The organism is Mesorhizobium bavaricum, from assembly GCF_056781655.1.
The window spans coordinates 1,211,839-1,227,895 of record NZ_CM165566.1 but is presented as its reverse complement, the minus strand read 5'-3'; the positions used below and the strand labels follow the sequence as shown (position 1 = coordinate 1,227,895).

Annotated in this window: 21 protein-coding genes; 8 read left to right on the top strand and 13 right to left on the bottom strand. The window is 63.1% G+C overall.

The window, feature by feature from the left end; genetic code table 11:
• Positions 1 to 3: 3 nt before the first annotated feature.
• The 6 genes from leuB to leuD form a co-directional block, all read right to left on the bottom strand.
• Positions 4 to 1,107 (bottom strand): 3-isopropylmalate dehydrogenase, encoded by a 1,104-nt coding sequence (gene leuB, locus AC1RZR_RS05900; protein ID WP_477268843.1) that lies wholly within the window; start codon positions 1,105 to 1,107, stop codon positions 4 to 6.
• 86 nt (positions 1,108 to 1,193) lie between these two features.
• On the bottom strand, positions 1,194 to 1,544 hold the full coding sequence (locus AC1RZR_RS05895) for a VOC family protein (protein ID WP_481829027.1): 351 nt from the start codon (positions 1,542 to 1,544) through the stop codon (positions 1,194 to 1,196).
• Between the two features lie 14 nt (positions 1,545 to 1,558).
• Positions 1,559 to 1,942: a RidA family protein gene (locus AC1RZR_RS05890; protein ID WP_481827946.1), complete on the bottom strand. Its 384-nt coding sequence runs from the start codon at positions 1,940 to 1,942 to the stop codon at positions 1,559 to 1,561.
• A gap of 138 nt (positions 1,943 to 2,080) precedes the next feature.
• Positions 2,081 to 2,938, bottom strand: a complete 858-nt coding sequence (locus AC1RZR_RS05885; protein ID WP_477268840.1) for an Ivy family c-type lysozyme inhibitor — start codon at positions 2,936 to 2,938, stop codon at positions 2,081 to 2,083.
• A 42-nt stretch (positions 2,939 to 2,980) separates the two neighbouring features.
• Complete coding sequence (locus tag AC1RZR_RS05880) at positions 2,981 to 3,910, bottom strand: Ivy family c-type lysozyme inhibitor (protein WP_481827945.1); 930 nt, start codon at positions 3,908 to 3,910, stop codon at positions 2,981 to 2,983.
• Between the two features lie 113 nt (positions 3,911 to 4,023).
• The gene (gene leuD, locus AC1RZR_RS05875; protein ID WP_481827944.1) at positions 4,024 to 4,629 is read right to left on the bottom strand and encodes a 3-isopropylmalate dehydratase small subunit; all 606 of its coding nucleotides are present in this window, start codon (positions 4,627 to 4,629) and stop codon (positions 4,024 to 4,026) included.
• A gap of 153 nt (positions 4,630 to 4,782) precedes the next feature.
• Here leuD and AC1RZR_RS05870 point away from each other — a divergent pair, with 153 nt between their 5' ends.
• The 4 genes from AC1RZR_RS05870 (at position 4,783) to AC1RZR_RS05855 (ending at position 6,591) form a co-directional block, all read left to right on the top strand.
• On the top strand, positions 4,783 to 5,208 hold the full coding sequence (locus AC1RZR_RS05870) for a GNAT family N-acetyltransferase (RefSeq protein WP_481829026.1): 426 nt from the start codon (positions 4,783 to 4,785) through the stop codon (positions 5,206 to 5,208).
• Positions 5,209 to 5,302: 94 nt separating this feature from the next.
• Positions 5,303 to 5,614: an ArsR/SmtB family transcription factor gene (locus AC1RZR_RS05865; RefSeq protein WP_481829025.1), complete on the top strand. Its 312-nt coding sequence runs from the start codon at positions 5,303 to 5,305 to the stop codon at positions 5,612 to 5,614.
• Positions 5,614 to 6,060 (top strand): SRPBCC family protein, encoded by a 447-nt coding sequence (locus AC1RZR_RS05860; protein WP_481827943.1) that lies wholly within the window; start codon positions 5,614 to 5,616, stop codon positions 6,058 to 6,060. Before AC1RZR_RS05865 ends, AC1RZR_RS05860 begins: the two co-directional genes overlap by 1 nt.
• 39 nt (positions 6,061 to 6,099) lie before the next feature.
• The gene (locus AC1RZR_RS05855) at positions 6,100 to 6,591 is read left to right on the top strand and encodes an SRPBCC family protein (RefSeq protein ID WP_481827942.1); all 492 of its coding nucleotides are present in this window, start codon (positions 6,100 to 6,102) and stop codon (positions 6,589 to 6,591) included.
• 13 nt (positions 6,592 to 6,604) lie between these two features.
• Here the strand turns inward: AC1RZR_RS05855 and AC1RZR_RS05850 are convergent, their stop codons facing one another.
• From AC1RZR_RS05850 to AC1RZR_RS05830, 5 genes are read right to left on the bottom strand one after another with little or no spacing between them, the layout of a single operon-like run.
• Complete coding sequence (locus AC1RZR_RS05850; protein WP_481827941.1) at positions 6,605 to 7,771, bottom strand: NAD(P)/FAD-dependent oxidoreductase; 1,167 nt, start codon at positions 7,769 to 7,771, stop codon at positions 6,605 to 6,607.
• A 39-nt stretch (positions 7,772 to 7,810) separates the two neighbouring features.
• The gene (locus AC1RZR_RS05845) at positions 7,811 to 9,412 is read right to left on the bottom strand and encodes an ATP-binding protein (RefSeq protein WP_481827940.1); all 1,602 of its coding nucleotides are present in this window, start codon (positions 9,410 to 9,412) and stop codon (positions 7,811 to 7,813) included.
• A complete protein-coding gene (locus AC1RZR_RS05840; RefSeq protein ID WP_481827939.1) occupies positions 9,403 to 10,095 on the bottom strand; it encodes a response regulator in 693 nt (230 codons plus the stop codon). Before AC1RZR_RS05840 ends, AC1RZR_RS05845 begins: the two co-directional genes overlap by 10 nt.
• A gap of 3 nt (positions 10,096 to 10,098) precedes the next feature.
• The gene (locus AC1RZR_RS05835; protein WP_481827938.1) at positions 10,099 to 11,643 is read right to left on the bottom strand and encodes a DUF4153 domain-containing protein; all 1,545 of its coding nucleotides are present in this window, start codon (positions 11,641 to 11,643) and stop codon (positions 10,099 to 10,101) included.
• The gene (locus AC1RZR_RS05830) at positions 11,640 to 11,849 is read right to left on the bottom strand and encodes a hypothetical protein (RefSeq protein ID WP_481827937.1); all 210 of its coding nucleotides are present in this window, start codon (positions 11,847 to 11,849) and stop codon (positions 11,640 to 11,642) included. The genes AC1RZR_RS05835 and AC1RZR_RS05830 overlap by 4 nt, the downstream gene beginning before the upstream one ends.
• Before the next feature lie 290 nt (positions 11,850 to 12,139).
• Here AC1RZR_RS05830 and AC1RZR_RS05825 point away from each other — a divergent pair, with 290 nt between their 5' ends.
• A complete protein-coding gene (locus AC1RZR_RS05825; RefSeq protein WP_481827936.1) occupies positions 12,140 to 13,030 on the top strand; it encodes an HpcH/HpaI aldolase/citrate lyase family protein in 891 nt (296 codons plus the stop codon).
• Between the two features lie 52 nt (positions 13,031 to 13,082).
• Positions 13,083 to 13,289, top strand: a complete 207-nt coding sequence (locus tag AC1RZR_RS05820) for a DUF1737 domain-containing protein (protein ID WP_027032001.1) — start codon at positions 13,083 to 13,085, stop codon at positions 13,287 to 13,289.
• Here the strand turns inward: AC1RZR_RS05820 and AC1RZR_RS05815 are convergent.
• On the bottom strand, positions 13,276 to 13,956 hold the full coding sequence (locus AC1RZR_RS05815) for a hypothetical protein (RefSeq protein WP_481827935.1): 681 nt from the start codon (positions 13,954 to 13,956) through the stop codon (positions 13,276 to 13,278). The genes AC1RZR_RS05820 and AC1RZR_RS05815 overlap by 14 nt on opposite strands.
• A gap of 165 nt (positions 13,957 to 14,121) precedes the next feature.
• Between AC1RZR_RS05815 and AC1RZR_RS05810 the strand changes: the two genes are divergently transcribed.
• On the top strand, positions 14,122 to 14,751 hold the full coding sequence (locus AC1RZR_RS05810; protein WP_481827934.1) for a TetR/AcrR family transcriptional regulator: 630 nt from the start codon (positions 14,122 to 14,124) through the stop codon (positions 14,749 to 14,751).
• Between the two features lie 21 nt (positions 14,752 to 14,772).
• Here AC1RZR_RS05810 and AC1RZR_RS05805 read toward each other — a convergent pair whose 3' ends face one another.
• Entirely contained in the window at positions 14,773 to 15,195 is a 423-nt protein-coding gene (locus AC1RZR_RS05805) for a metallopeptidase family protein (protein ID WP_111544069.1), read from the bottom strand.
• A 136-nt stretch (positions 15,196 to 15,331) separates the two neighbouring features.
• Here AC1RZR_RS05805 and AC1RZR_RS05800 point away from each other — a divergent pair, with 136 nt between their 5' ends.
• Positions 15,332 to 15,964: a LysE family translocator gene (locus tag AC1RZR_RS05800; RefSeq protein ID WP_481827933.1), complete on the top strand. Its 633-nt coding sequence runs from the start codon at positions 15,332 to 15,334 to the stop codon at positions 15,962 to 15,964.
• The last annotated feature ends 93 nt before the right edge of the window (positions 15,965 to 16,057 follow it).

Genomic DNA, 16,057 nt, shown 5'->3' with positions numbered 1-16,057 from the left:
GTATCAGCCGAGGAACTTGGCGATGATCGCGTCGCCCATCTGAACGGTGCCGACCTCGGTCATGCCCTCGGACAGGATGTCCTTTGTCCGTAGGCCTTCGTCGAGCACGGCGGCGATCGCGGCCTCGACACGGTCGGCTTCATCAACCATGCCGAAGGAATAGCGCAAGCACATGGCGAAGGAGGCGATCATGGCGATCGGGTTGGCAATGCCCTTGCCGGCAATATCCGGCGCCGAGCCGTGCACCGGCTCGTACAGCGCCTTGCGCTTCTTGGTCTTCACATCCGGCGCACCGAGCGAGGCCGACGGCAGCATGCCGATCGAGCCGGTCAGCATGGCGGCGATGTCGGACAGCATGTCGCCGAACAGATTGTCGGTGACGATGACGTCGAACTGCTTCGGCCAGCGCACCAGCTGCATACCGCCGGCGTCGGCCAGCATGTGGTCGAGCTTGACGTCTGAATAGCGCGCCTTGTGGGTCTGGGTGACGACCTCGTTCCACAGCACGCCCGACTTCATGACGTTGCGCTTTTCCATCGAGGTGACGTGGTTCTTGCGCGTGCGCGCCAGTTCGAACGCGACACCCGAAATGCGCTCGATCTCGAACGTGTCGTAGACCTGGGTGTCGATGCCGCGCTTCTGGCCATTGCCGAGATCGATGATCTGCTTCGGCTCGCCGAAATAGACGCCGCCGGTCAATTCGCGCACGATCAGGATGTCGAGGCCCTCGACCACCTCCTGCTTGAGCGAGGAGGACGCGGCGAGTGCCGGATAGCAGATGGCGGGGCGCAGATTGGCGAACAGCTCCATGTCCTTGCGCAGGCGCAGCAAGCCGGCTTCCGGGCGCACCTCGTAAGGCACGGCATCCCATTTCGGGCCGCCGACGGCGCCGAAAAGCACCGCATCCGCGGCCATAGCCTTTGCCATGTCGGCATCGGAGATCGCCGCGCCATGCGCGTCATAGGCGCAGCCGCCGACCAGGCCGTCCTCGGTGGTAAAACCGCTGCCGAGCTTGTCGTTCATGGCGGCGATCAGCTTCTTGACCTCGGCCATCGCCTCTGGACCGATGCCGTCACCGGCGAGCAGGAAAAGATGCTTCGTTGCCATGGAGAACCGTCCCGGGAAAGAATTTGAACCGCGGCCTTGCTAAACGCCAAGCGACCGGCGCGCAAGCCTGCAGGTCACAACCGCAATCACCGATGCGAGAGAATGTTGACCAGCCTGCCGAACGGATCGCGGACATAGAAGCGCCGCACGCCCCAGGGCTCGTCCGCCGGGCCGTATTCGATGGCAAAGCAGGCGGTCTTCATCGCATCGAGCGCCGCATCGACATCGTCGACCTCGATCGAGAGATCCGGCACCGGCGAGCCGGAGCCGCCCTCGACGGCAAAGCTGATCTGGACGTCCATTTTTGCTTGCGAGCCGAAGGTCGCGATCCAGCCATGGTCCATGAGCACGTCGAGGCCAAGCACGTCCTGGTAGAAGGACTTCGCCGCCGCGATATCTGGTGTCTCGATGTTGGCAACGATCCGCCGGACTTTCATCGTCTGCCCGCCTTTCATGCCGTGCGCCGCAGCGCCGTCACTTCGATCTCGATCTTCATTTCCGGCTTGTTGAGCTGGCAGACGATCATTGTCGCAGCCGGCCTGACGTCACCGAACGTCTCGCCCAGGATCGGGAAGACGATATCCACGAAAGCGGCATCGGTGATGTAGTAATGCGCCCGCACCACGTCGGCGATCTCGAAGCCGCCATCCAGCAACGCCTTGCGGATGGTCGCCAGGCAATTGCGCGTCTGCGCCTCGACCGTGGCCGGCATCGTCATTGTCGCATAGTCATAGCCGGTCGTTCCGGACACGAAGCACCAGTCGCCCTGCACCACCGCGCGCGAATAGCCGGCTGTCTTTTCGAACGGCGAGCCGGTGGAGATAAGTTTTCGCATGGATCTCCTCGCAGGATGTGGCGCCCATTTTGAAAGGAAGGAGACTTTCCGACCATAGGCCACGCAGAGTTGACTGTTGTCCCGACGCTGGGTCAAGCCGAGGGTAATGACGGCGCGATAGGCATGCCGTGCAAAGGCCTAATTCGCCCACCCCAGCGCCCTGTCCATGGCTTCCGCCACATCAACCGGCCAAGTCTCTACCGCAGGCCACGCGTCCGGCTTTGGCTCGCCGCTCATTTGGGCAAAAAATAGCTTTTGATTGGTTGGATCGACCGCCATGAACGTATCGACCCCGCAATTGTGCGGTGCACAGCCGCTGGCAAAGAAGACTCCTGACCCCGTCTTTTTGATGCCATCGCTGACAATCATGTGGGTCGCTATCTCGGTAATTTTCTTGCCGAGCAGACTTTCGGCCTCCCTGTAAACCCCTTCGTTACGGAAAATTTCAATCATATCGATCTTGGATGAATCGATATCTTTCCACCCTGTGCCGGGTTCAGGCGTGTAGGTTACATTGCCCAAGGTGACGAGCCCCTCGACCGGTGACCATCGCAGCAGAGCGCTCGAAGCCCCCGGCAGCAGGTAAGGTACGAAATAGATCACACCATCGGATATCGCGGCCTCCGGCGCGCCGCATCGGTTCTGATCTACCGTCGTGCTCCGGATCATGCCGCCTTTCGGCTTCCATACAATCACCTTGGCCGGGCTGCACAGATTGCCGCCGTCGAAGACGTTGACAAGCGCCACCTTGACATTCCCAAGGTCGACGATCTTGTCGATGTCGACCACATAGTTGCGGGCCAACTCCTTGCCGTCGAAGGCCAGTAATTTTTCTCCGTATTGCTTCTGCTGGGTGATGGTCAGCTGACCGCCTTCGAACGGAACCGACGTCGGCTCGTCGGCAACGCCCAGCGCCTGCGTTTGCGAAAACGCACTCGCGACCAATATCAGCACAACAGCCAGCCCGCAGGTACCCGAGAGAAGTGTCCGCACCATCACATTCCTCCAAAGCGGCAGACACGCGCGCAAGAGATGCAATCAGTTCGCCGACCCCAGCGCCTTGTCCAGCGCCTCCTTCACATCCGCCGGCCACGTCGCCACCGCCGGCCAGGCGTCGGGCTCGGGCTTGTCGCCGCGGCGAGCGAAATAGAGCTTGTGGTTGGCTGGGTCGACCGCCATGAAGCCGTCATTGCCGCCGCAGTCATGCGGCACGCAGCCGCTGGCGTAGAAGGCGCCTGAGGCGGTCTTTTCCGTGCCGCCGCCGACCAGCAGGCTGGTCGCCATGTCGGGCATGTCCTTGCCGAGCAGCTTTTGCGCTTCCTTGTAGACGGCCTCGTTGTGGAAGGCGTCGATGATGTTCTGGTACTTTTCCGGATTGATGTCTTTCCAGTTCGTGCCGGGTTCCGGCATGTAGGACAGATTGCCGGCAGTCGTCAGCCCCTCGGTCGGCGACCATCGCAAAGCCGGCTTCTCATCACCCGGCAACAGATAGGGCACGAAATAGATGGCGTTGTCGGACACCGCCGACGGCGGCGCGCCGCACTCGTCCTGTTCGACCGTCGTGCTCTGGATGGTGCCGCCTTCCGGCTTCCAGACGATCACGGTGGCCGGGCCGCATTGGTTGCCGCCATCGCCGACATCGAACAGCGCCACCTTGACGCCGCCGACCTCGACTATTCTATCGAAGAATACGTCGTAATTGGTGGCCAGCTGCTGGCCATCATAGGCAAGCACTTTCTCACCGTCCTGTTCCGGCTGGGTGATGGTCAGCTGGCCGCCCTCGAACGGCACAGGCGCCTGCTTGTCATCGTCGGAAGCATCGGCGGCGCCCGTACCCTGATCGGCGGCAGGCTTCTCGGCCGATGGCGCCAGCTGCGCCGCGGGCGTCTGCGTCTGGGCCTGGCCTACAGCTGCCGTCAGCAGAAGAAACGCCAGCCCACAGGCGCCGGCAAGAAGCGAGCGAGTCATGATGATCCTCCGTTTCCTGAGATCATAGCCGGTCATCATGGAAACGAAACATCAGTCCGCACCGCAGCGCAGGAAAAGGCGCGCGGGGCGAAAACCTGGTCAGGCTGTGTGTTTCAAGCCCAAGGGCGCTGTTCAGCGTTGCGCTTCTCGAACGATGCGATGGCGCCGGCCTTCTCCATGGTCAGGCCGATATCGTCGAGGCCGTTGAGCATGCAGTGCCGTTTGAAGTCGTCGAGATCGAACGCGACCACGCCGCCATCGGGGCCGCGGATTTCCTTGGCCTCGAGGTCGATCGACAGGGTGGCGTTCGAGCCGCGCGAGGCGTCATCCATCAACTTTTCGAGATCCTCGGGGCTGACGGTGATCGGCAGCACGCCGTTCTTGAAGCAGTTGTTGTAGAAGATGTCGGCGAACGAGGTCGAGATGACGCAGCGAATGCCGAAATCGAGCAGCGCCCACGGCGCATGCTCGCGGCTCGAACCGCAGCCGAAATTGTCGCCGGCGACCAGGATCTGCGCCTTGCGGTAGGCCGGCTTGTTGAGCACGAAATCCGGATTTTCCGAACCGTCGTCATTGTAGCGCATTTCGGCGAACAGGCCGGTGCCGAGCCCGGTGCGCTTGATCGTCTTGAGATAATCCTTGGGGATGATCATGTCGGTGTCGACATTGACGATCGGCATCGGAGCGGCGACGCCGGTGAGCTTGGTGAATTTTTCCATGGCTTTTGCCCGTGTTTTCGTTGCGGGGGGATTGCTGACGCACCGTTTACACAAAGCCGCAGGCAAATAAAAGGCAACTGTTTGTGCATGGCGGCCAAGCCAGCCGCGCGAAACGACTTCGAATTCGCCGATCGATGGTACAGTCTGGCGGTCATGGCAGAAAACTCCCATGTGCTCTATGCACGCGAGCCCGCGCTCGACCTCGCCGAATTCCGCCGTGTGCTGGTGGAATCCGGCCTCGGCGAGACACGCCCCGTCGATGACGGCGCCCGCCTGCAGGAGATGCTTTCGAGTGCCAATCTGGTGCTGACCGCGCGTCTCGACGTGGAGGGCAAGCCGCTGATCGGCGTTATCAGGGCCCTCACCGACTTTTCCTGGGTCTGCTACATCTCGGAGCTCGCCGTCTCCCAATCGGCGCAGGGGCTCGGCATTGGCAAGGGCCTGATGGACGAGGCGCGGCGGCAGCTCGGGCCATCCGTCGCCATCAGCCTGATCTCGATGCCCGACGCCGTCGGCTTTTACGAGCGGATCGGCATGAAGCGCATGCCTGACGCCTTCTGGTTCTCCCGCAAGGGCTGATATTTTTTTCCCCTGTGCCCGCATCCAGCCGTCAAACGGCGTGGAAACTGTGCCTTGACATGCAACCAAATGGTTGCATATTAAAGCCATGAGCATGGATGCAGTCTTTCGCGCCTTGGCCGACCCGACACGCCGGCAATTGCTGGACAGCCTCCATGCCAGGAACGGGCAGACGCTGAACGCGCTGTGCGGTGAGATGGACATGACGCGCCAGGCGGTGACCAAGCACTTGGTGATCCTGGAGGAAGCCAACCTCGTCACCACCATTCGCAAGGGGCGCGAGAAGGAGCACTACCTCAACCCGGTTCCGATCAACGAGATCGCCGAACGCTGGATCGGCAAGTTCGAGCGCCATCGGCTGGATGCATTGAGTGACCTGAAGAAACGCCTCGAAAGGGAAGACTGATGAGCAACAGCTTCGTTTACGTGACCTACATCCGCACCACGCCCGAAAAACTCTGGGAGGCGCTGACCGATCCGGAGTTCAACCGGCAGTTCTTCCTCTGCTCCCATCAGGAGAGCGAGTGGAAGGTCGGCTCCAGCTGGAAACTCATCTTCCCCGACGGCAGCGTCGCCGACAGCGGCGAGATCCTCGAAATCGACCCGCCGCGACGCCTGGTCATCAAATGGCGCAATGAATGGATGCCGGAGGTCAAGGAAGATGGCTACACGCGCTGCACCTTCGCCATCGAACAGGACGGCGAGTTGATGAAGCTTGCCGTCACCCACGAGGCCGACGGCCCGCACCGGCTGATCCCGAATGTCACCAAGGGCTGGCCGCTGGTGCTGGCGAGCCTCAAGAGCCTACTCGAGACCGGCAAGGGTTTCGAGCGTCCGCCATCAAAAGGGTGAAGACTCGTTTCGATACCGAAACAAAACGGAGAGGCACCGATGATGCACGTCCTCGAGGTACAGAGCATGACGAATGGCGAGACGATCATGGCGTCAGCCGAGATCGAAGCGCCTGTGGAACGCATCTTCCGCGCGCTGGTCACGAGAGAAATCGAGCAATGGTGGGGGTCCGCCGACACCTTTAGCATGGCCGACTGGTCGGCCGACCTTCGCGTCGGCGGCCGCTGGACGGTTGTCGTCCGCACGGCCGACGGCAGGGACTTGCCGGTCGGCGGCGAATTCCTCGAGATCGAAGCGCCGCGCTGGATCGTGCAGACGCGAGCCTATGCCTGGGACCATCCGACGCTTGGCCGGCGGCAAACCACGGTCGCCTGGCTGCTGCAGCCGATCGCCACCGGCACGCGCCTCACCATCTGCCATGGCGGCTTTGCCGGGCTGGAGCAAGCGGCGGCTGAACATGCCGAAGGCTGGGGACGGGTGCTGAGCTGGCTGCAGGCTTATTTCGGGGCGGGTAGACGGGCGGCGGCTTAGCCGCGCGGCTCTCTCAAATCACATTCAATTCCCTAAACGCCCGCCCCTCCGCAACCCGGCCATACCCGAACGCCGAGCAGTCCACCGTGCGGTAGCCGCCATGCACGATCAGCTCGGCCAGCGCCTTGCCGACCGCCGGCGCCTGCTGCAGGCCGTGGCCGGAAAAACCGTTGGCGAACAGGAAATTGCCGGCTTGCGGGTGCGGGCCGATCACCGCGTTCTGGTCGAGCGTGTTGTAGTCGTAATGGCCGGCCCAGGCGCGCGTCGGCTTGATCGCCTCGAAGGCCGGGATGCGGGTCGCCAGCACTGGCCAGATGACCTCTTCGAACAGCGGCCAGTCGGGCTCGAAATCGGCGGGGTCGGCGGGACCGTCGCCCTCTTCCGGCTCGGCGCCGCCGGTGATGTAGACCGAGCCTTCCGGCCGCACATAGATGCCCGAAGGGTCGACCAGCAGCGGCATGTCGGCATATTTCTCGCGCGCCTCGAAGACGAAGACGTTGCGCTTGCGCGGCTCGACCGGCAGCACCAGCCCGGCCATCGCTGCCACCTTGCCGGCATTCGGCCCGGCGGCGTTGATGACGGTACCGGCTTCGAGCGTCTCGCCATTGTCGAGGCTGACGCTGGTGACGCGGTCGCCCTGCCGCTCGATGCCGGTGACATCGGCGGTGATGAAATCGATCTTCTTGCTGCGCAGTGCCTTGCGGAACAGCATCAGCATCGCGTGCGCATCGAACCAGCCCTCACCAGTTCGGCCATAGGCGCCAGCGGTGATGCCTTCGGCCGACAGCCACGGGAAGCGGCGCACCAGCGCATCCGCATCCTCGAGCACGATGTCGGCGCCCTCGGCCATCTGCGCCTCGTGATTGGCTTTCAGGATCGGCAATCCGTTTTCGCCGGCGAGGATGAGATAGCCGCCCTCGCGAAAGCCGATATCGGCATCGGTGCCGAACTCTTCCGTCAACCGCCGGAACAGTTTTAGCGTAAACTGCGACAGGCGGATGTTTTCGGGGATGGAGAACTGCTGGCGAATGGAGGCGCAGGACAGTGTCGTTGCCGCGTGCGCGAATTGCGGATCGCGCTCGATCAGCGCGATCGAGCCCGAAAACCCTTCCTCGCGCAGATAATAGGCGATCGAGGACCCGACGATGGCCCCGCCGATGATGACGATGTCGTAGCGCACGCTTTTATGCCCTTTCCGGTTCGAGCCGCTGATAGAAGATCACGCGACCGGCAAAACAATCTCGAAGCGCGTGCCGCGTTCGGAGTCAACCAGCCGGATCATACCATCATGCGCTTTCAGGAGGGCCAGCACGATGCCGAGGCCCATGCCGGTGCCACCGGAATCACGCCGAGTGGTGAAGAACGGCTCGAAGATGCGGCCCCGGTTGCTCGGCGAAATGCCGGCGCCATCGTCGCTGACCAGCACCGTCGCCTTGCCGCTTGCGCTCGCCGCAGCAATCGAAACCAGCGTTGCGCCGTGCCTGGCGGAATTGTCGATGAGATTGGCAAGCACGATTGCCGCGTTCTCGGCCGACATGCGCAGGCCGATCTCGCCGCCGGCCTCGACGCGAACCGCCAGCCTGATATCGGCGGGCAGCAGTGCCAGTGCGGCGCCAAGCGAGGTGCTCTCGCCGCTCGGCGCGAGATTTTCGGCCCGCGCCAGGTCGAGCAGCCGGCGCACCAGCAGGTTGAGCCGCCCCGCATCGGTGACGATATTGTTGGAGAAGCGCCGCCGCTCCGTCTCGTCCATCGCTGAACCGGAATCGCGCAGCAGCTCGGCCGCGCCCTGGATCGCCGTCAGCGGCGATTTGAGCTCGTGCGAGACATGGGTGGCAAAGGTCTGGATGCTGTCCGAGCGCGCCTGCAGCTTTTCGGCCATGTCGAGGAAGGCGGCGGACAGCTCCGCCATTTCGTAGGTGCCATGGTGGTCGAGCGGCCGGATCGCCGCGCGATCGCCGGCAGCGATACGCTCTGTGCGGTCGATCAGCGCATAGATCGGCCCGCTGACGGTGCGCAGGAAGACCAGCCCGATGAGCAGCGTGCCGCCAAGGATGGCGATTGCCGCCAGGGTCACCTTGCCGCGCTCGCCATAGAGATGCTTGACGATGTTGTTGGGCGTCCGTGACACATAGACCACGCCGGCGACCTGGCCGTCGACGGCCACCGGCAGGGCGACGAAGACACGCACCTTGGTGCCGCGGCTGACCGAATAGAGCGGCGGCGCCGGCTGGTCGGGGATGCGCAGCCTGAGGGCGCTGGCATAGCGGCCGGCAAGCGCCTCCCGCACCTCTTCGACCCCGCCCAGCGACTGCCCGACCTCGTTGCGCCCGGCAATGACGACGCCCCTGGGGTCGAGCAGCCGGAAGCCGGCCAGCGTGGTTTTCTGCGTCGCATCGAGAATGCCCGACAGGCGCGCGCCGATCGCCGCGAAGGCGGGATCGATGGTCGCGGTTTGTGCCGCCGGCCGGGTCGGGAGAACGTAGTCCGAGGCGAGATCGAGGCGGGGTTCGATCGGCCTGTACAAAGGATCCGGATTGACGCTGCGGCTCGCATCCTTGTGTGCCTCGGGCATCGGTGCGCCGAGCTTGGCGGCGGCAATGCCGGCGTCACGCACATCCTGCGCATAGATGGCGGCAATGGCAGCACCTTGCGCGATCAGCTCCGCCTCGGTCTGGCGGATCAGCTGGTTCTCGTAGAGCCGGAAGAAGAACAGGCCGACCAGCGGCAGCGCCATCACCAGGATCAGGATGGCGACGACAACCGTGGCGAGGCGAGGCCTCCATTTGCGGCCGATCCATTTGCGAGAGGCCGTCAGCCGCATCGGCCGAGCCGGAAGCCGACGCCATGCACGGTCTCGATGGCATCCAGGCAACCCGCCGCCGCCAGCTTGGCGCGGATGTTGCGGATATGGCTGTCGACGGTGCGGTCGGCGACGTGGATGTTCGCCGCATAGGCGTTTGCCATCACCGCGTCGCGGTCGAGCACATGCGTCGGCCGCGCCAAAAACCCCTTCAGGATCGAGAACTCTATGCCCGTCAGCGCAAGCGGCTTGCCGTCGAAGCTGGCGCTATGGCTGGCCGGCGCCAAGGCGAGCTTGCCCTGCGCGAATTGCCTGTCGTCGGCCGGTTCGGCCGGCGCCGGGCGGGCGCGCCGCAGGATGACGTTGACGCGGGCGACCAGCTCGCGCGGGCTGAACGGTTTTGTCACATAGTCGTCGCCGCCCATTTCGAGCCCGAGGATGCGGTCGATCTCCTCGTCGCGCGCCGACAGGAACAGCACCGGCACATCGGACGTGTGACGCAGCCGCCGGCAGACCTCCAGCCCGTCCATCTCCGGCATGCCGATGTCGAGCACGACGAGATCTGGCGCCCGGCGTCCGATCGCTTGCAAGGCGGCGGCACCATCGGCCACCGCCTGCGTTTTCATGCCGGCCTTCTCCAGCGCGAAGCAGATCACCTCGCGGATATGCGGATCATCGTCGGCGACGAGGATGTGATGCGGCATGGATCAGCGGCCCGGCCCTAAAGATTTGCTGGCGTCAGGAACCACGAGCGGCCCCCTCGTGTCGAGATAGGCAAGCAAACGCCAGTCACGAAAGCTCCAGGCCCGCCAGTTCTGCTGGAGGGTGCGATACCAGCCTTCGTCACTGCCGCGCCGCCCTGCCAGTTCGCGCAAGACGGGGTTGTTGGCGGCAGACGTCCGGCTTTGATGATCGAGGAAGCGATCCAGCGCCGGAAACGCGCCCGGGCCGAGCGAGCGTACATACCAGGCGTCGAGAGAAATGCCCTGGCCGGTCATTTCGAGGGAATGGTCGACATTGTAATTGGCGATCGTTGCTGCGAAATTGATGAAACAGCCGGCATAAAGCGTCAGAGATAACGTCAGAAGATTGGCGGACAGCAGCCATTCATTGGATTTTCCAAGCGCGATGCGGGCGATGATCAGGGCAAGGCCGGCCGCCACCAGCCCCATCCAGACGAAAGCGGCGACCCGCCAGTAGGTCAGCGCATAGATGCCGATATAGAGGTCGAGCCGCAGGATCGACGAGATGACCAGCATGATGTTCTGCGCCACCCAGGCATAGACCAGCCGGCGGATGAGCGGATCGGCCGATGTCGCGCTGCCCGGCCGCAGCGCCGCCAGCACAAAGCCGGCGGCAAGCAGCGCGGTGACGATCAAGGGATAGGCGCCGCGATGCGCATAGGCGGCGTAGCTCAGCCCGTCGGGAAGTGCTGCCCCGCCCCACAGATACGCGGCGTCGAGCCCGGTCTGCAGTGCAAACAGCATGTTGAAGATAACAAGCGCGCGCAGGATGGCGGCTTTGCCGAAGAGGATGTCCTCGATGGTGGTGGTTTTCTCTGCTTGAGTGCTGACCACCGCTGGTGCCGCGCGCGGGATGCGACGAACCAGGCGCGGCAGGCGTGGCCGCAGAAAGGCCCAGACACAGACCAGCACGAACAGCCAGAAGACAATCCGCGTGAGCTGGACGAGATCGAGCAGCTTCAGAAGGTCGATCAGCGACAGCCAGTAGTCGATGACCGGATTGGCGGCGCCGAACAGCGCCAGGAAGACCGCGCCCAGGGTCAGCGGCATCACCCAGACGGCGAGCGCCGCCAACCGGACGCGGCGGCGGCCGAATCGGCGCGCCGTCTTGCGCCAGCGGATGAAATCACCAATGAACCGGAACGGCGCCGCCAGCCCGAACAGCGCGATCTGGCCGGCGATGCGGGCGATCCGGTGCCGCAGCCGCCCGCTGAGCGAAAGCGCGAAGACGATCATGGCCGCAAGCGCGATCGACACCGACAAGGCGCTGACGTTTTCGGCGAGCGGCAGCAACGCGACAAGCAGCACGGCGGGCTTGATCCACAGCCGGCCGTCGCTGAAGGCAGCGGGATGCACGGCCACGACCGCGGCGGCAATCAGGATGGCGAACAGGAAAATCGTGATGCCGGCGGGCTGGCCGTAGAAGAGAAAATCCGCCAGTGCGACCAGCAGCACGGCAACGCCGAGGCGGGCGCAATAGCTCGGCGCGGCGGAGAAGAACGCTGTCATGATCGGGCCTTCCTGATGGCTTCCAGCCGGACGGTCGGCGGGCAATTGCGGGCAAAAGGGATGAGGATCTCCACGGGATTCGCGCGCTGCGGATCGACCAGCCACCAGCCTTCGCTGCGCAGCCTGCCGGGCAGGGACCAACGGGGTTTTGCTCGCTGTTGCATGCCGCCTTTCTCGCAGGCTGGCAGGGAGACGGCGCGGCGCATCCGAGGAGGTTTTCCGCAAGCGTGTGCAGTTTTCGTGCAGGGGCCGCCCCGTCATCCTCCCGGGCGTCTGCGCTGCCCCTCACCTGCCGGCATCCTCTCCCCGTAAACGGGGCGAGGGACGCTGTTGTCGATGGTTTCGCCAAGCTGCGGCCGGCCTCTTTCTCCCCGTTCTGCGGGGAGAAATGGCCGGCAGGGCAATGAGGGCTGCGCCAACTCTGACAATTGGTGGACTCAAAAGTGATGCCCTGCGCCGACTTGCCTCGACCACCTGCAGACGGCATAGATCACTCATGGAAACCTATCACCCGCGCCGTTCGGTGCTTTACGTCCCGGCCTCCAACGACAAGGCGCTGGCCAAGATCGCGCAGCTTGCCTGCGACACCGTTATCATCGACCTGGAGGACGCAGTCGCTCCGGCCGACAAGATTGCGACACGCGAAAAACTGTCCGGCATTCTCGCCAACCGCCCGGTTGCCAACCACCTTGGCCGCCGCTGCGAGATGGTGGTGCGCATCAATGTGCTGGCCAGCGAATGGGGCGCCGACGACCTGCTGGCCGCTGCGGGCTGCGAGCCCGACGGCATCCTGCTGCCCAAGGTCGACACGCCGCGTGACCTGCTCGAAGCCGGCGATGTGCTCGACGACAATTTTGCTCCCGACAGCGTCAAACTGTGGGCGATGATCGAGACGCCCAAGGCCATGCTCAACATCGGCGCCATCGCCGAGCTTGGCCGCGACCCGGCTTCGCGATTGGCTTGTTTCGTTGCCGGAACGAATGATCTGCTCAACGACACCGGCGTTCTGGCGACGCCCGACCGGCGCTATCTGGTGCCGTGGCTGATGCAGATGGTGCTGGCCGCGCGCGCTGGCGGCCTCGACATGCTCGACGGCGTCTTCAATGATTTCCGCGATCTTGACACTTTCGGCCGTGAATGCACGGAAGCGGCCGCCATGGGGTTCGACGGCAAGACCCTCATCCACCCGGCCCAGATCGAAGCCGCGAACCGCGCCTTCGCGCCGTCCACGCAGGCATTGGCCGAGGCGCGCCTGGTGAAAGATGCCTTCGCGCTTCCGGAGAACGCCGGCAAGGGCGTGATCGCGCTGAACGGCAGGATGGTCGAGCGGCTGCATCTGGCGCAGGCTGAAAAACTACTGGCGAAGGCGACCGCCATCGGCGCATGATATCGGCCCTATGCTCTCGGGCTATGGGCGCACATACGACAGGACTTGAGACATGAAACTCTACCGCTTTCTCACTGGCCCGGACGATGCCAGCTTCTGCCACAAGGTGACGGCGGCGCTGAACAAGGGCTGGCACCTGTTCGGCTCGCCGACCTATGCCTACGACAAGAAAGCCAAAACGATGCGCTGCGGCCAGGCCGTGGTCAAGGATATCGACGGTCAGGAATACGGGCCCGACACCAAGCTCAGCGACTGGTAGGCGCTCGCATCCACAACCACCCCGCCAGCCAGGCGATCGCTGCCGCAAGCGTTACCAAGCCCAGGTCAAGAGCCCACTCCGGCACGAACGCACGGAGCGCGATAGGCGCCGCGCCAATGAAATAGAGGGCGAGAGGAATGCGCGGCACGCCTCTTGCAACGACAAGAGAGATTACAAACGCGAGCGTTCCAAGCAGAAAAAGAACCGAACTGACGACCAGAGCCAGTCCGAGCGGCCCGGCTCGCAGGTCGATGATGGTCGTCAGCGGAAGTTTCGAAAATATGAGATTGATCACCACTTCCACGCCTACCAAGCTTGCCAATGCAACGAAGTTGATGACAAACGCGATAGTGCCGAACAAGCCCGCGCGCCGGCCAAACGCAAGAAACAAGCCTATGACAAGACCAAGCGCCAATATCTCGGCGACTGGTGCGAGAAGTTGCGTCAGATCGGTGGTCGCGATGAGCGAGCTGCGTTTAGCCGCGTTGACCAGAAGAATAAGCGCGCTTCCCATCCCTGCGACGGAGGCAAGCCGATAAAGCGTGACGCTGGGCACAGCCGCGCTCGACTGAACAATCGCGAAATTCTCCTCGTGCTGAGGTTCTTCGGCTGGACTCTTCGAAATGACCGATTGCGGACGGCGGGGTTCGGCGGTTCTGGCGAGCATGTTCATCTCCTCATCGGGAATTCGGGAGCCGCGAAGACCGCAGGCCTGTTCCGATCCCATCTGTAATCACTGCTTACATGGTCTCCTCAGAGATGTAAACAATGATTACATAAATCGCGAAATCATGCTACAGACGCGTGAAGTCAACGGAACGAAGGGAATGAGATGGCAAAAGCCAAGACGACTGGCCGCCCCAGCTACCACCATGGCAATTTGCGCGACACGCTGATCGATGCCGCGGTTCAACTAGTCGAGGAAGGTGGCCCCGACAATGTGAGCGTGCGCGAAGCCGCGAAGCGTGCCGGCGTTTCCCCCGGCGCCCCATTCCGCCACTTCAGCAACAAGACCGCATTGATGACGGCTGTCGCAGAGCAGGCAATGAGCCGATTCCGCTCGGAGATTACGAATGCAGTCGAGAACGTTGCGACGGACGACCCGATTGAGCGCTTTGCCGCTGTTGGAATCGCCTATTTGCGCTGGGCAATTCGAAACCCCACCCATTTCCAGATCATCTCGACACGCAGTCTTATTGATTGGGATAGTTCGGAGTCGCTGCGTCACGATAACGAAGCGGTACGTTCGCTAATGGAAGGGTCGATGGCAGAAGCGCAGCGACGAAACATGCTCCGGTCAGACGACATAACAGAGACCCAGATTGCCGCGAGGGCGCTCGTCTACGGGCTCGCACGCATGTACATTGATGGACACTTTGCGCAATGGGCAGTGGCCGGACATACTGAAGAGCAGACTGCGCAGAACGTACTAAAGCATTTCGTGACACTCATTGGGAAATGATGGCCCGACGTAGGAATTAGTTTACTCGGCCGCCTCTTCGATCTTCTCCATATCGTCATCCGAGAGACCGAAATGGTGGCCGATCTCGTGGATCAGCACGTGGGTGACGATGTCGCCCAGCGTCTCCTCGTTCTCGGACCAGTAGTCGAGGATGGCGCGGCGGTAGAGCGTGATGCGGTTCGGACCTTCGCCGGTCTGCGGATTCCAGCGTTCGGCAATGCCGCGTCCCTCGAACAGGCCGAGCAGGTCGAACGGCGTTTCCAGCGACAGGTCGTCCATGATTTCGTCGGTCGGGAATTCGGCGATCTGGATGACGATCTCGCCGGTCAGCTTGCGAAAATCCTCCGGCAGATGCGCGTAAGCCTCCAGCGCAAGGAACTCCATCTCCTCCATCGAAGGCGAGAGTTCGTCGTGCCAGGTGCGGGTCTTGTAGATGCGGGCCATGCTTTGTCCTTTGATCCCGGCATATAGGCTTTCGCACCGGAATCGGCAAATGATGCCGGCAATTCCGGCTTCGGGTGCTTTGCCGCCGCGGAGGAATCGCGTAGGGGTCAGTTCCGGCCATGTAACAGGAGTTCTCATGCCGGACCTTTCCATCATTGGACTTTTCGCCATTGCTTGCCTCGCTCTGACCGCGACGCCGGGGCCGGACATGCTGTTGATCGCATCCCGCAGCGCCAGCCAGGGGCGCGCCTCGGGCCTTGCGACCTATGCCGGCATCGCCACCGGCACCTATTGCCATGCGCTGGCCGCCGCCTTCGGCCTGTCGCAACTGTTCCTTGCCGCGCCCATCGCTTACGACATCGTCCGCTATGCCGGAGCGGCCTACCTCGCCTATCTCGCCTGGAAGGCGTTCCGCTCCGATGGAACAGCGCTTGCACCGGTCACTGGCCTGCCGCGCTACTCGCAAGGCCGCATCTTCCGGCAGGGATTGTTGACCAATCTGCTCAACCCGAAGATGGCGCTGTTCGTGCTGGCGCTTTTCCCGCAGTTCGTGCAGCCGCAGGCCGGTTCGGTGGCGGCACAGATCCTGGTGCTTGCGACCGTGCTCAACCTGATCGGGCTGGTGGTCAATGGCCTGGTCATCCTGACCGCAAGCCGGATCGGTGCGGCCTTGTCGAGGCGCATGCGGTTTCGGCGGGCGCCGCAGATTCTGCTGGGAACCGTCTTTGCAGGGCTTGCGGCACGACTGGCCTTGGGCGGCCAGCGCTAGATCAAACGACTGTAGAGGAATAAATTCCCCATGACTCTGCTTGACTCTTGGGGTCCCCTCTGGAATCTATAGGAACATAACAGGAACAATTGT

Coding starts and splice junctions, on each gene's coding strand:
- leuB (WP_477268843.1), bottom strand. CDS start 1,107: ATGGCAACGAAGCATCTTTTCCTGCTCGCCGGTGACGGCATCGGTCCA.
- AC1RZR_RS05895 (WP_481829027.1), bottom strand. CDS start 1,544: ATGAAAGTCCGGCGGATCGTTGCCAACATCGAGACACCAGATATCGCG.
- AC1RZR_RS05890 (WP_481827946.1), bottom strand. CDS start 1,942: ATGCGAAAACTTATCTCCACCGGCTCGCCGTTCGAAAAGACAGCCGGC.
- AC1RZR_RS05885 (WP_477268840.1), bottom strand. CDS start 2,938: ATGGTGCGGACACTTCTCTCGGGTACCTGCGGGCTGGCTGTTGTGCTG.
- AC1RZR_RS05880 (WP_481827945.1), bottom strand. CDS start 3,910: ATGACTCGCTCGCTTCTTGCCGGCGCCTGTGGGCTGGCGTTTCTTCTG.
- leuD (WP_481827944.1), bottom strand. CDS start 4,629: ATGGAAAAATTCACCAAGCTCACCGGCGTCGCCGCTCCGATGCCGATC.
- AC1RZR_RS05870 (WP_481829026.1), top strand. CDS start 4,783: ATGGCAGAAAACTCCCATGTGCTCTATGCACGCGAGCCCGCGCTCGAC.
- AC1RZR_RS05865 (WP_481829025.1), top strand. CDS start 5,303: ATGGATGCAGTCTTTCGCGCCTTGGCCGACCCGACACGCCGGCAATTG.
- AC1RZR_RS05860 (WP_481827943.1), top strand. CDS start 5,614: ATGAGCAACAGCTTCGTTTACGTGACCTACATCCGCACCACGCCCGAA.
- AC1RZR_RS05855 (WP_481827942.1), top strand. CDS start 6,100: ATGATGCACGTCCTCGAGGTACAGAGCATGACGAATGGCGAGACGATC.
- AC1RZR_RS05845 (WP_481827940.1), bottom strand. CDS start 9,412: ATGCGGCTGACGGCCTCTCGCAAATGGATCGGCCGCAAATGGAGGCCT.
- AC1RZR_RS05840 (WP_481827939.1), bottom strand. CDS start 10,095: ATGCCGCATCACATCCTCGTCGCCGACGATGATCCGCATATCCGCGAG.
- AC1RZR_RS05835 (WP_481827938.1), bottom strand. CDS start 11,643: ATGACAGCGTTCTTCTCCGCCGCGCCGAGCTATTGCGCCCGCCTCGGC.
- AC1RZR_RS05830 (WP_481827937.1), bottom strand. CDS start 11,849: ATGCGCCGCGCCGTCTCCCTGCCAGCCTGCGAGAAAGGCGGCATGCAA.
- AC1RZR_RS05825 (WP_481827936.1), top strand. CDS start 12,140: ATGGAAACCTATCACCCGCGCCGTTCGGTGCTTTACGTCCCGGCCTCC.
- AC1RZR_RS05820 (WP_027032001.1), top strand. CDS start 13,083: ATGAAACTCTACCGCTTTCTCACTGGCCCGGACGATGCCAGCTTCTGC.
- AC1RZR_RS05815 (WP_481827935.1), bottom strand. CDS start 13,956: ATGCTCGCCAGAACCGCCGAACCCCGCCGTCCGCAATCGGTCATTTCG.
- AC1RZR_RS05810 (WP_481827934.1), top strand. CDS start 14,122: ATGGCAAAAGCCAAGACGACTGGCCGCCCCAGCTACCACCATGGCAAT.
- AC1RZR_RS05805 (WP_111544069.1), bottom strand. CDS start 15,195: ATGGCCCGCATCTACAAGACCCGCACCTGGCACGACGAACTCTCGCCT.
- AC1RZR_RS05800 (WP_481827933.1), top strand. CDS start 15,332: ATGCCGGACCTTTCCATCATTGGACTTTTCGCCATTGCTTGCCTCGCT.